The 12640-nt window shown below is 64.0% G+C and carries 11 protein-coding genes; 2 read left to right on the forward strand and 9 right to left on the reverse strand.

Annotated elements, in window-relative coordinates; genetic code table 11:
* Nucleotides 1-10: 10 nt before the first annotated feature.
* Complete coding sequence (locus tag J4O76_RS20280; RefSeq protein WP_055763301.1) at nt 11-226, reverse strand: hypothetical protein; 216 nt, start codon at nt 224-226, stop codon at nt 11-13.
* A gap of 179 nt (nt 227-405) precedes the next feature.
* Between J4O76_RS20280 and J4O76_RS20285 the strand changes: the two genes are divergently transcribed.
* On the forward strand, nt 406-594 hold the full coding sequence (locus J4O76_RS20285) for a hypothetical protein (RefSeq protein ID WP_041394287.1): 189 nt from the start codon (nt 406-408) through the stop codon (nt 592-594).
* A gap of 243 nt (nt 595-837) precedes the next feature.
* Here J4O76_RS20285 and J4O76_RS20290 read toward each other — a convergent pair whose 3' ends face one another.
* The 6 genes from J4O76_RS20290 to J4O76_RS20315 form a co-directional block, all read right to left on the reverse strand.
* Nucleotides 838-1524: a ZIP family metal transporter gene (locus J4O76_RS20290; RefSeq protein WP_055763298.1), complete on the reverse strand. Its 687-nt coding sequence runs from the start codon at nt 1522-1524 to the stop codon at nt 838-840.
* Nucleotides 1525-1527: 3 nt separating this feature from the next.
* Complete coding sequence (locus J4O76_RS20295) at nt 1528-4761, reverse strand: efflux RND transporter permease subunit (protein WP_055763295.1); 3234 nt, start codon at nt 4759-4761, stop codon at nt 1528-1530.
* Between the two features lie 3 nt (nt 4762-4764).
* Nucleotides 4765-5934, reverse strand: a complete 1170-nt coding sequence (locus J4O76_RS20300) for an efflux RND transporter periplasmic adaptor subunit (protein WP_055763292.1) — start codon at nt 5932-5934, stop codon at nt 4765-4767.
* A complete protein-coding gene (locus tag J4O76_RS20305) occupies nt 5931-7196 on the reverse strand; it encodes a TolC family protein (RefSeq protein ID WP_426283891.1) in 1266 nt (421 codons plus the stop codon). The genes J4O76_RS20300 and J4O76_RS20305 overlap by 4 nt, the downstream gene beginning before the upstream one ends.
* A gap of 65 nt (nt 7197-7261) precedes the next feature.
* A complete protein-coding gene (locus J4O76_RS20310) occupies nt 7262-7597 on the reverse strand; it encodes a hypothetical protein (RefSeq protein ID WP_156363440.1) in 336 nt (111 codons plus the stop codon).
* A 19-nt stretch (nt 7598-7616) separates the two neighbouring features.
* Nucleotides 7617-8279 carry a cation transporter gene (locus J4O76_RS20315; protein WP_055763288.1) on the reverse strand — a complete coding sequence of 221 codons (663 nt, stop codon included), beginning with the start codon at nt 8277-8279 and terminating at the stop codon, nt 7617-7619.
* Nucleotides 8280-8348: 69 nt separating this feature from the next.
* On the opposite strand from J4O76_RS20315, the gene J4O76_RS20320 reads away from it, so the two are divergent.
* Nucleotides 8349-8753, forward strand: coding sequence for a MerR family transcriptional regulator (locus J4O76_RS20320; protein WP_235516308.1), 405 nt, complete (start codon nt 8349-8351; stop codon nt 8751-8753).
* A 49-nt stretch (nt 8754-8802) separates the two neighbouring features.
* Here J4O76_RS20320 and J4O76_RS20325 read toward each other — a convergent pair whose 3' ends face one another.
* Together J4O76_RS20325 and traA are read right to left on the reverse strand one after the other, a co-directional pair.
* Nucleotides 8803-9531 (reverse strand): DUF6118 family protein, encoded by a 729-nt coding sequence (locus J4O76_RS20325; protein WP_192143182.1) that lies wholly within the window; start codon nt 9529-9531, stop codon nt 8803-8805.
* A gap of 61 nt (nt 9532-9592) precedes the next feature.
* Entirely contained in the window at nt 9593-12565 is a 2973-nt protein-coding gene (traA, locus tag J4O76_RS20330; RefSeq protein WP_055763284.1) for a Ti-type conjugative transfer relaxase TraA, read from the reverse strand.
* Nucleotides 12566-12640 lie beyond the last annotated feature (75 nt).

The raw sequence follows: 12640 nt of genomic DNA on the forward strand, positions 1-12640 counted from the left end.
GAGTGTGCTTCTAGATGCATCCAATGAAACGCCGGGCTCGCCCATTCTCCAAGATATTGCGTTCCATGGCGTTTTTCGTCCTGGCAGTGATGTTGCTGGTCCGGCTTGGCCCGCTCTGCGAGACGATGGCGATGGCCGCGCCTCCGGCTGCGTCCGCGATGATGGACTGCGCCAGCAAATCAGCAGGCGCTCCCATCAAAAAGGCACCTGCGTCGGCCTGCGCCATACCGTGCGTTGCGGTTGCCGGCGAAACCGTCGAGCATATCGGGCTGGTTCCGTCCTCCCATCTATCGCCTTGGCCAGCTCCACAGACGGGCCTTTTGGGCATGGCATACGCTCCGGCCACGCCCCCTCCGCAAACCGTGTGACGTCGAACACCATCACACGTAAATTTCGGAGAATATCATGACCAAGTTTAAGCTCATCAGCGCTGCCTTCGCCCTCACTCTGTCGACTGGCGCATTCGCCGCTGTCGCCAATTGCTGCGCCGACATGGCGTGCTGCAAGGACGGTGCGGACTGCTGCAAGGATGGCGCAAAAGCCAAGGCCGCGGACTGCTGCGATCATGCTAAGGGCGGCATGAAGCACGGCTGAAGCTGGATAGGGGCGGGCAACCGCCCCTATTTTTCTAGTCTACATCTACCCGCCGCGGCACGCCGTCGCGCCATGGTCGCTGTGACGAGCGGAGAGTTACCCGTAGGGTTGAGGCTCTTCCCCGAACCGCATCCATCGTTCGGCCCATCTCGCGTGCGATTACCGCCAGAGTCTGCTTGGCCTCGATACGCCGACGAAGCTCGACGTCATCATCATTGGTCCAAGACGTTCCACGTCGAGCGGTCAGCCCAAAAACTCCTCGATCAGGAGCAATCCCAAAAAGCCGATGAAAAACATGGCGCTGATAAGCGGGGTATCGGGCTTCTCGTGCGCCTCCACCAATAGCTCTTCCGTCACAAGGTAGAGCAGCGCCATCAAACCGAAACTGAGAAACCCGGCGATGACGACGGGCGGAAACGTCGCAACGGGAGTCGCTATCGCCGCACCGATCGGCAGCAACAACGCGATCCCCATCGTAATCGCGATGATCCGCGCCTTGGACTTGATCGTCTCGCCCAACTCGGTGGTCACGGTCAGTCCGAGAAACAGCACCTCCAACGTCAACGCGATCGTCAGCAACACGCCGGCCTTCCCGCCAGCGACGAACGCCAACCCGAGAACAAGCCCGTCGATCAGGATATCCACTGCGACCGCGCCCAACATAGCGATCGGGCCACTGGCGCGACCCTCAAGAGCTTTGAGCGACAGCATCACGAGAATGCCAAGCGCGCCGCCTGTGAATGTCGCGATCGGTGAACCTTCGTGCATCACCTGGGGCAAGATCTCGGCTGCCGCTGCGGCGAACACGACGCCTGCCGCCAAGTGCTGCATAGCGCTTACGAAGGCATCACTTGGCCGTCTCGATACCGCGAATAGCGAGCCGATCAGTACGGCGACGACGGGAATGAGCGTGAAGGCAACGGCCTGCATAGCTTAAGCCCTCACGCTGTCATGATTCAAAGGCGGCAGTTCGATGTGTCCCCCTGATGGGGCTGGCAGCTCGCGCCGTCCGAAACGAGCGTAGAGCGTCGGCAGCACGAACAAGGTGAGCAAGGTTGCGGATATCAGGCCACCAATGACGACGGTCGCCAGCGGCTTTTGCACCTCGGCTCCAGCACCATGACCAAGTGCCATCGGCACAAAGCCAAGCGATGCGACGAGCGCCGTCATCGCAACCGGCCGGAGCCGCGCCAGAGCGCCTTGATGCGCCGCTACCGCACGACCCATGCCTTGCCGCATCAGATCATGGATGGACGACACCATGACCAGCCCGTTGAGAACCGCGACACCTGATAGCGCGATGAAGCCGACTGCCGCTGAAATGGAGAACGGCATGCCTCTTAGCACCAGCGCAAGGATGCCTCCGACCAGCGCCAGCGGAACGCCGGTAAACACGATCAACGCATCCCTGACGGAGCCAAGCGCGCCGTAGAGCAGGAACATGATGACCACGAAGCAGATCGGCACCACAACGCTAAGCCTATCGCGGGCAGATGCCAGGTTCTCGAACTGACCGCCCCATTCGAGATACGTGCCAGGCGGCAATTTCACCTGAGCGTCGATGGCTGACCGGGCATCAGCCACGACACCGGCCACGTCTCGATCGCGCACGTTGGCCTGCACCACGACACGCCGCTTGCCGTTCTCGCGGCTGATCTGGTTGGGACCATCGACCACGGCGATATCCGCCACTGTCGATAGCGGTACGAAGCCGCCACTGCCGGTCGGCACCGGCACCTGAGCAACCGCCGTCAGATCGGATCGTGAGCTTTCGGCCATCCGGATCACGACGGGGAAGCGACGATCGCCTTCAAAGATCACGCCAGCCTGTCGGCCGCCAATGGCTGCGGCAACCGTGTCCTGCACGTCACCCGCCGTCACCCCGACGCGGGACATGGCAGTGCGGTTCGGCCGGATATCGAGCATCGGCAAGCCTTCGGTTTGTTCAACCCGCACGTCTGCTGCACCCCGCGTCTTTCGAAGGATGCCGGCTATCCGATCTGCGGTCGCGTTCATCTCGCCAAAGTCGTCGCCAAAGACCTTGATCGCGATGTCGCCGCGCACGCCTGCAATCAGCTCGTTGAACCGCATCTGGATCGGCTGAGTGATCTCATAGGCGTTGCCGGGCAGAGTGGAGAGCCGCTTTTCCAGCCGCTCGACCAGCTCTTCCTTGGACAGGCCGGGGTCGGGCCACTCCTTCTTCGGCTTCAGGATGACGAAGGTGTCGGTCGCGTTAGGCGGCATCGGGTCCGATGCGATTTCGGACGTGCCGGTGCGCGAGAAGGCGAAACGGACCTCAGGGGCCTTGGCGAGTGCCTTTTCCACCTGGAATTGCATCGCCTGGCTCTGATCGACCGATGTGCCCGGGATGCGGACCGCCTGCACGAGGATGTTGCCCTCATCGAGCTGCGGCAAGAACTCCTGCCCCAATGTCGTAAAAGCGGCCCCGGCGAGTGCCAGCGCACCGATCGCGACGCCGATGGTGAGGGTGGGTCGGCGCATTGCCGCATCAAGTCCCGGCTCATAACGTTTCCGGAGGAAGGTGACGACGCGGCTTTCCTTCTCCTCGACCCGCTTGCTGAGACAGATCGCAATCGCTGCCGGTATGAAGGTCAGCGATAGGATGAAGGCGAACACCAGAGCGATGATGACCGTGAGCGCCATCGGCTCGAACATCTTGCCTTCGACACCCGTGAAGGTGAGCAACGGCGCATAGACAAGGATGATGATAGCCTGCCCGTACACCGATGGCCGGATCATCTCGCGCGCCGACGCCGCGACAATCCCGAGACGTTGCTCGATGGTCAGCACGTCATCACGACCATGCTGCGCCTCGCCCAAACGCCGTAATGCGTTCTCCACAATAATGACCGCGCCATCTACGATCAGACCAAAGTCGAGCGCACCAAGGCTCATCAGATTTGCGGAAACGCCCGCCTCCAACATGCCGATGCTGGTCAGCAGCATCGTGATCGGAATGACGCAGGCCGCGATCAGCGCCGCGCGGAAATTGCCAAGCAGCGCAAACAGAACGACGATTACCAGCACCGCACCTTCGGCGAGGTTGCGGGCAACCGTCGAAATTGTGGAGTTCACCAGCTCGGTCCGGTTCATGACCGGCTTCACGACAACATCGACCGGCAAAGAGCGGCCGATCTGCGTCAGCCGTTCGGCAACGCCGGTCGATACCGTGCGGCTATTCTCCCCGATCCGCATAACCGCGGTGCCGACGACAACTTCATGGCCGTTTTCTGACGCCGATCCCATGCGTAGCGCCTGCCCGGTGCGAACGGTCGCGATCTGGTTAAGCAGGATCGGAACGCTCTCGCGGGTGGCAACGACGGTACGTGCCAGCTCGTCGGCGTTGCGAACACGCCCATCCGATCGAACCGCCAGCCCTTCTCCGTTGCGGTTGACCACGCCAGCGCCCGCGCTGGTATTGCTGCGCTGAAGGGCGGTGGTGAGATCCTGAAGCGTTAGCCGCATTGCCGCCATGCGCTGTATGTCCGGAATAACGAGATATTCCTTGGTGTAGCCACCAAGGGAGTCGACGCCAGCAAGCCCGGCCGTGCTTTTGAGCTGCGGCGTGACGATCCAATCCTGTACGGTGCGCAGATAGGTCGCCTTGTCGGCGTCGCTGACAAGGTGATCCCCCTCGGGGGTGATATAGCTGGCATCGCGCTGCAAGCCGGGTTCGCCGTTGCGGTGGTGAACTTGGTCCAGCTCGCGATATTCGACCGTCCACATGAAGATATCGCCGAGGCCCGTAGCGATCGGCCCCATCTCGGGGTTCACACCTTCGGGAAGGTCTTCCTCAGCGGTTCGCAGACGTTCCGCGACCTGCGCTCGCGCAAAGTAGATATCGGTCTTTTCACCGAAAACCGCTGTGATCTGGGCAAAGCCATTGCGACTTAGCGAGCGGGTATATTCAAGGCCAGGAATGCCCGCGAGCGCGGTTTCGACCGTGAACGCAACCTGCTTCTCGATCTGATCGGGGGAGAGGGCAGGAGCAACGACATTGATCTGCACCTGGTTATTGGTGATGTCGGGTACGGCGTCGATCGGAAGCTGACGCAGCGCGCCAATCCCGAGCAATGCAGCCGCGATGGTGAGAAGCAGGACGAGCCAGCGCTTCTCGACGGAGAGGGTGACGATGCGACCGATCATGGCTCAGTCCTCATCCCCGCCTGCACCCTTGCCGAGTTCGGCCTTGAGCGTGAAGCTGTTGGTGGAAGCGATGCGCTCCGAGCCGGTAAGGCCTGCCGTTACGGTGACTTGCCCGCCGTTGGTGCGACCAAGCGTCACGGGAATTGCCCGGAATCCTGTCGCAGTGCGGACGAACACGAACGACTTGTCCTCGATCATCTGCACTGCGGCCGATGGCACGGCGACGGTGCGGTCCCCGGTCGCAGGAACGAGGATCGATACGTTGACCGTTTCGCCGACGCGCCATGTGCTGCCGGCGTTGTCGAGGGTAGCGATCACCGGCACCAATCGGGTCGTCTCGTCCAGAATGGGGGATACGAACGTGACGCGCCCCTCCTGACGCCGCCCCGGTGCCGTCACTTCGACACGCACGCCGGGTTTCACCCGACCGGCATCGGTGGGGACGAGTGAGGTGGTTACAGTGACCTTCGACAGGTTGGCGACGCGGAACAGCTCTGCATCGGCCGCGACCGCCTGCCCGAGTGTAGCGGATCTCGCGATGACCTGGCCGGCGATCGGCGAGCGAACCGCGATGCGGTTGAGCGCGCCGCCTCCGCTGCCCGTCGCTGACAATTGCTGCTGCGCGAGGCGAAGGGCAATGCTGGCCTCCGTCGCTGCCGTCCGCGCTGCGACCAGATCCTGCTCTGGCGAAACACGTTCAGCGAACAGGCGCTGTTCGCGGCGAAGGTTTGATTGGGCGAGTGCGGAACGCGCGCGCGCGGCTTCTACCTCCGCTTTCAGTGATGCCGCTTCCCGGCTTTCGATGATAGCCAGCGGGTCTCCCCGGCTGACTGACTGCCCGAGATTGCTGGTGAGGGAAACGAGCCGACCGCCTACGGAGGTGGACACAACCTGCACACCCTGAGGATCGCCCTCGATCGTTGCCGATAGCTCGATCGCTCCGGCCACGCCGCCTACTGTAGGACGCGTAACCTCTATCCCGGCATCCGCAATCTGCTGCGCGGACAGGGTGACGATATCCTTTGGACCCTCCTTGGCTTCGCTGGCCTCGGCACCTTCGGTCTTCTCGGCTCCGGCTTTCTCACCGGCCTCGCCGTTGCCACCCCCGCCGCATCCGGCAAGGAGGACAGCCAGGGTCACAGGCGCGAGCGCCCGCATGATGGTCTTCGTCATTGATTGGTTTCCTCGGTCGAGGGCGCTGCGGCAACGAGCCGTTCGAGGCGTGCCTTGGCGTCGTGATAGGTGGCGAGCGCATCGATCGCGGCGGTTCGTGTTTCGGACAGGGTACGTTCGGCATCGAGCAAATCGAGCTGACCGAACTTGCCCTCCCGGTAGCCGATCCGGGCGATCCGAGCGGCTTCGCTTGCCGACGCCAATGCCGGCCCGCTGGCGTTGCGAGCGGTCGTCGCGGCATTCGCGACGTTCGCCTGTGCGCTTGCGATATCCTGCGCGGTATCCAGCTCGGCCGCGCGACGTAGCGCCTGCGCCTGATCAGTCTGCGCCCGCGCCTGCGCCACTGCCGCCTTGCCGTTGTTGAACAGTGGGAACGGGATCGACAGCCCGAACACCGCTGCCACGTCGTTCGTAGCCTCAAGCCGTCGTGCGCTGGCGCTGAGTGTCACGTCGGGAATGCGCTGCGACCTAGCAAGCCGCACCTGTGCCTCTGCCGTTGTCACGTCCGCGCGTGTCGCCGCCAATGCCAGCGTCCCGGCGGTCTCGATCGGCCGCGCTGGACCAAAGCCCTCGACACGGCCGAACCACACCAAGTCCAACGGTCCCGTGAGGGGTTGGCCGATCCGTCGGGCAAGATTGCTTCGGGCGACCTCGGCAAGCCGCTCTGCGCGCTCCACAGCCGTCTCCGCGTTGATCCGCAATACATCGGCGCGCTGCTGTTCGAGCGGTGATGCTCGCCCCGCTTGAACGCGGACGCCGGCTGCGCGCGATGCTTCGCGGGCGATACCGGCCTGCTCGCGCGCGGTCACCAGTCGGCGTTCCGCTGCGGTCGCCTCGATGTAGAGCTGCGTGATGGCAAGCCGTAGATCAGCCTCGGCCAACGCCGTGCCTATCCTCGCTCGATTACCAATCGCATCTGCGACAGCGATCCGTGCCGATCGTTTGCCACCCAACTCGATCGGTAGTGCCAGACCTGCCGTTGTCTCGGCGCTTCGAAGACCGCGATATTGGCCGCTGCCGGCAATGTTCTCGGTCTCGGCGACGATCGACGGGTTCGGGCGGTAGCCGGCAACCGTGCGGCCTGCTTGTGCTGCCCGGACGCCAGCCGTGGCAGCCTCAAGGCTGGGGGCGCTGGCTCCGGCAAGCGAAAGCGCCCGCTCAAGGGTGAGCGGGGGACTGGTCGATGTTGGATCGGCTGACTGCGCCTGTGCGATCGACGCGCACGACGCCACGGCCAATAAGGCCGCAATAAAACGGTGCATGGGTAACGGACTCCTGACGAACCTTGGGCATCCGCACGGGCTTTCCCGGCGGAATTAGGCGTTGGTCAGGCTTGGGGAGGACGTAGGGCTGGGTCCGACGCTACCGGGGCCTTGGGCGCATTGCGCCACATCGATGCAGTCATACGAACGCTGCTGGCTGGTCCGGTTGAATCGGACGCGATCGGCACGCCGACATGATGGCCGTGGCAACCACCATGATGGTGAGGATAAGCCTTGTCGGCGTCTGCCGGCACTTGGTCGGCATCGCCGTCGCAATGATCGAGGGAGCTGACCGCTGTGGTATCAACGCACGTCACGCCTTCGGTCGCATGCGCGACTGATCCAAGCCCGAGCATAAGCACGAGCATGAAACTGAGGAACAGGGCGGAGAGGCGGTGCATCGGCCCGCGCCTTAGCAGCTTACCGACTGCCATGTAACGACTGCTGGTAACTAGCGGGGGCGGGTGAGGGCTCGCTACGCATTTCGGCGCGTGCCTGCCGCATGATCTGAACACCGCCCGATATTCCCAACACAGCCATCAAGGTGGCGACGGCGAGATCAGGCCACGCGCTGTTGAGGCCGAACACTCCGCCTGCGGCCAGTACGACGGCGATGTTGCCAATCGCGTCGTTACGCGAGCAAATCCACACTGACCGCATGTTCGCATCACCGCTTCGAAAGCGGTACAGCATGACCGCGACTACAAGGTTCGCGATCAACGCGGCGATGCCGACCACGCCCATAATTTCGGCATGGGGCGTTGCTTCGTGGAGCGCCCCCCATCCCGCCGCGAACAAGACATAGACGCCTAGCAAAGCAAGCGTCGCCCCCTTCAACATCGCAGCGCGTGCGCGCCAGGCTATCGCCATTCCGGCAACGCCAAGGCTGATTGCGTAGTTCGCAGTATCCCCAAAAAAGTCGAGCGCGTCGGCTTGCAGCGCCTTCGATCCACCCGTGATGCCGGCAACGATCTCGATAACGAACATGCCGCCATTGATGGCGAGCGCAATCCATAGCGCGCGCCGCCACTTAGGGTCGTTGAGAGTGTCCGCCTTGTCGGACGCACAGCTTGTGCAGGCCATATTCGCCACCTCGATAGAATCGATCTGACAGCCTATATGCACCCTCTAGTCGCTAGAGGGTCAAGCGCTGTGTCTGAGAAACTGACGATCGGAAAACTGGCTGGTGCGACCGGCACGAAAGTCGAGACGATCCGCTACTATGAGCAGATTGGCTTGCTGCCGGCTCCTGAGCGATCGGCGGGGAACTATCGGACCTATGAGGGCGCGCATCTACGCCGCCTGTCCTTCATCCGTCGCGCGCGTGATCTTGGCTTTTCAATCGATCAGGTGCGCGAGCTTATGGGGCTTGCCGATCGGCGCGATCAGTCCTGCATCGCCGTCGATGTCGTTGCCAACCAACACCGCGACGCGATTAGACGCAAAATTGCAGACCTCACCGCGCTTGCTGGTGAACTCGACGCGCTAATAGATTCCTGTAGCCGCAACACCGTCGCCGACTGCCGGATCATCGAAGCACTTGCCCCTTCCGCATAGCGCATCGCTGCTGTCCGGTGGAATGATCGGCTTGCACCGCTTGGGCACTTCAATCCGTGGAGCTGACGATCGCACTTCTTGCCGCCACGTCATCCCGACTGATCTCGATGGTACAGCGCACCGTCTTCTTAGTCCTCACAGCTATCTTGTAGCAGGCTTGCACAGCCTTGCGATTTGCGGTGATGATCCGATCGGCTGCCGCGATGTTGGCGAAAGCATCCGGCCCAGCAGCTCGCATGAGGCGCTGCCCGGCTTCCCATTTCGGTAGGTCAAGCGTGCGCGCTGCCATCCACTCGGGCACCTGCCACTTCCCCGGGAGCTCGCGCGCGATGATCCCCGGCACGATCGTCCATAGCAGCGCCCCGCCCAGGCACGCTCCCGCACCGACCTGCCACAAGGTACGGCGCTGCTCGTCCGCACGGCGGGCAGAACCGCCGATACCGTGCAAAGCGGTCGTCGCCTTGTCCATCTTCTCACCGGCGGTCGCGATCATGCGCCGATCCTCGTCGCGGGCATGGCCGCCAGCCGCGACGATCCGGTCGGCGACATAGCGCGGCGCGACATTGTCCTCGGCCGTTTTCGCCAGCACGCCGACATTTTGCATGGTCGCGTTGAGCGCCTTCGCCATTTTCCCCAGCGTCTCGCTGTAATCGGGTATCTCCGGCACCTCGGCGCGCTCCGCGGACAGCCGCTCGACGGCGCGGCGCAACAGCGCAAGCTCACCGCGGACACCTTCAAACGCCTCCGCTGCGGCGTCCGGTTCGTGATCGTCACTCATGCACTTCTTCCCCTTTACTGCATGAAACCACAAACCGGATCGTACCCGAAAGCACGAACCGTCACCGGCTCATCCCCCGATCCCGGTCGCGCCCACGATCGAGCGACGACGACAGCGCATCGCCGATCGACCGCTCGCTTTCCTGCTTCAGCGCCAGGTCGGGTGCATGGCGACGCAGTGCGGATTCGAGCTGCGGGTCACGGTGCAGCCCGCCCGCCGCCTTCTCCATCCGCTCGCGCAACCGCTCGGCACCGGCACTGTCGCCGGCCCGCTCCATGCCTGCCCGCGCCTGCTGCATTTTCTGCCAGCCTTCCACGAACCGCTCGGCACGCGCGTCCGGGTCTAGCCGCACACGCTTCTCGTCGGCCATCGCGCGTGCCGCGCCAACTGTATTGCCGCCCGACACCTGCTCGATAAGCTTCGGATCACGCGCAAGCGCCGATGCAAGGTCGCGCGCGGCATGGGGACGGGTCGCGTCCAGCCTCTCGCCAGCCTTCTGCAAAGCGCTCTCCTGATGCGGCAGCACGGGCAGACCCTTGTTGCGCATCCGGCCGATATCGCCCGCGGCACGTGCATAGCGTTCGATCGCCTTGGCCTGAGAGACGTCCAAGGTGGTGTTAATCGGCCCCCCCTGGCTGCGATCACGGGCGGTGTTAATCAGACCCCCCTGGCCGTGATCGCGGGCAGTGTTAATCGCCCCCTCTTTCGCGACAGCCGGCTTTGGCCGGAAACCGGCAAACATGCCCTTGGCCTTGTCGCGCACCTTCTCGACCATCTGGCGTGCGAGTTCCGGGAACCGGATCTCGCGCCGATCGGCGAACGCCCGCGCCTGATCCTGCTCGGGCTTAGCGTAATCGCCCGCCATGTCCTTGCCGCGATCACGCGAGAGCGCGCGGACGAGCTGGCGCTGGTCGCTGAAGTCGTCGCGGCCATAGTGGAGCTGCACGTCGTCACGATGACGCGACATGCCGACATAGGCGCTGTGCCGGTCCATGCCGGGGGTGGCGAGGACGTGCGCGCGATCGACCGTCACGCCCTGCGATTTATGGAACGTCGCCGCATAGCCATGATCGACATGGGCATAGTCCTTGGTGTCGAACGCGACGCCGCGCCCGTCATCGAGGCGCACCGCCATGCCCTCGGACGATACCCGCTCGATCGTCGCCAGCGTGCCGTTCTTCACCCCCATGCCGCGCTCGTTGCGCAGGAACATGATGCGGTCGCCCGTCGCGAACTGCCGCTCACCGCGCTCGGCCTTCACCGTCACGTCGTCGCCAAGGTCGCCGGATGCGCGCAACCGGTTGCGCGCCTCGCCATTGAGGCTCTGCACCTCGGCGTTGGTGTGGGTGAGGATGATCCGGGTCTTGCCCGGCTCGGTCTGGCGTGCGCGATCCCAACCGTCCACCAGCTCGCCCCGCGCCTCGTCACGGTTGTCGGCGACGTGGACCATGCCCTTGCTGTCATAGGCATGGATCGCCTCGCCGGTGCGCCCGGTCGCCAGCGCACGCGTGGCGTCGCGCTGCCAGTCCTCGCGCTGCCGGCGTATCTCGGTGATCTCGGCCGCGCCGTGGCGCTCGGTGACGCTGCGAAAGGCCGCGCCGGCCTCGATCGCCTGCAACTGCTCGGGGTCGCCGACCATCACGACCTTGGCCCCGGCATCGCGTGCTTGGGACAGCACCCGCTCCATCTGACGCGAGCCGATCATGCCGGCCTCGTCCACCACCAACACGTCCCTTGGGCCTAGCTGTTCACGCCCCCGCCCCCATGCGTGTTCAAGGCTGGCGATGGTGCGGGACTGGATGCCGGACCCGCCCTCAAGGTTCTCGGCCGCGATGCCTGACAACGCCGCGCCGCGCACCGTGTAGCCCTGCCCCTCCCAAGCCTCGCGCGCGACGCCCAGCATCGCCGATTTACCGCTGCCGGCATAGCCGACGACGGACGCCAGCCCACTGTTGCCGGTGACGTGATCGAAGGCGTCGCGCTGCTCGCTCGACAGGACAAGCCCTCGGCCCTCGGCTGCGTCGATCGCGGCGTCACGATGCCGATCGACGATGCCATGCGCGGCGCGGCCCGCCAGCTCGTCGCTCGCGCGCTCAAGCCGGTTCTCCACCGCGATCATGTCGCGGCTGGTGAACCGCTCCTGGTCGCGCCCGTCCTTCCCCAATGCGACCAGCTCGGGGCTGGCGCGCACCGCCCCCATCACCTGGTCGAACTGCTCCTTGCCGTCGCTGTGCCGGAAGGCGAACGTCGCCAGGTCGCGAGTGGTGAACGTGGCCTGCTGCCGCGTGATCGCGTCCAGCGCGACATTGGGATCGGCGATGATCTTCTCGCCGTTCTCACGAGCGATGCGCGTGTGATCCTCGATCCGCTCCGCCTCAAGCCCCTGCTCCGGACGACGCGATGCGGCCGGGCCGATCTTGTGCTGCGGTTCCAGCCCGATCCCCTGCGCCTCGTAACTGCGGTGGTCGATGCGACCCTCAAGCCCAAGCTCGGCCATGCGCTCATTAACGTGGGCGCTCCACGCCTCGCGCCAGTCCTTCAAAAGCTCGGTCGAGTTCCAGTCGCGGTTCTTCTTCCCGAACCCCTCCGGCCCCACGTCGCGCATCGCAAGCATGACATGCGCGTGCGGCTTGGGCGTGCCGTCCTTCGCCTTGTCCCAATGCACGTTCAGATCCGCGACCATCCCGCGATCGACAAACTGCTGCTTCACGAAATCGCGCGCTAGCTGGACGCCCTGTTTCTCATTCATCTCGCGCGGAATCGAGAACTCCACCTCGCGGGCAAGCTGCGCGTCCTTGCGTTTCTCGCCTGCCTCCACCTCGTTCCACAAGGTCGTGCGGTCGTTTAAACGCTCCGGTGCGCCCTGTGGCAACATCACTTCGGAGTGGATCACGCCTGCCTTGTTGCTGAAGTCGTGATTCCGGTTCAACCGATCGTCGTGCAGCTCGGATGCGGAGCGATAGGCGGCGCTCGCGACGGCGCTCGATCCGTTCGCGCGGCTCACAACCTTGGCGGAGAAATGGTAGATCGCCATGACGCCCTGCTTATTGCACTTCTGAGCGCACGTCGGCAACGACGTATAAGCGCGCACTCATCCTCCGCTTCGCTC

This window comes from Sphingomonas sp. NFX23, from assembly GCF_049887795.1.
Classification (GTDB): Bacteria; Pseudomonadota; Alphaproteobacteria; order Sphingomonadales; family Sphingomonadaceae; genus Sphingomonas.

Bases quoted from the DNA above. Each gene is read 5' to 3' on its own strand.
- J4O76_RS20280 (WP_055763301.1), bottom strand. From the start codon at position 226: ATGGCGCAGGCCGACGCAGGTGCCTTTTTGATGGGAGCGCCTGCTGAT.
- J4O76_RS20285 (WP_041394287.1), top strand. From the start codon at position 406: ATGACCAAGTTTAAGCTCATCAGCGCTGCCTTCGCCCTCACTCTGTCG.
- J4O76_RS20290 (WP_055763298.1), bottom strand. From the start codon at position 1,524: ATGCAGGCCGTTGCCTTCACGCTCATTCCCGTCGTCGCCGTACTGATC.
- J4O76_RS20295 (WP_055763295.1), bottom strand. From the start codon at position 4,761: ATGATCGGTCGCATCGTCACCCTCTCCGTCGAGAAGCGCTGGCTCGTC.
- J4O76_RS20300 (WP_055763292.1), bottom strand. From the start codon at position 5,934: ATGACGAAGACCATCATGCGGGCGCTCGCGCCTGTGACCCTGGCTGTC.
- J4O76_RS20305 (WP_426283891.1), bottom strand. From the start codon at position 7,196: ATGCACCGTTTTATTGCGGCCTTATTGGCCGTGGCGTCGTGCGCGTCG.
- J4O76_RS20310 (WP_156363440.1), bottom strand. From the start codon at position 7,597: ATGCACCGCCTCTCCGCCCTGTTCCTCAGTTTCATGCTCGTGCTTATG.
- J4O76_RS20315 (WP_055763288.1), bottom strand. From the start codon at position 8,279: ATGGCCTGCACAAGCTGTGCGTCCGACAAGGCGGACACTCTCAACGAC.
- J4O76_RS20325 (WP_192143182.1), bottom strand. From the start codon at position 9,531: ATGAGTGACGATCACGAACCGGACGCCGCAGCGGAGGCGTTTGAAGGT.
- traA (WP_055763284.1), bottom strand. From the start codon at position 12,565: ATGGCGATCTACCATTTCTCCGCCAAGGTTGTGAGCCGCGCGAACGGA.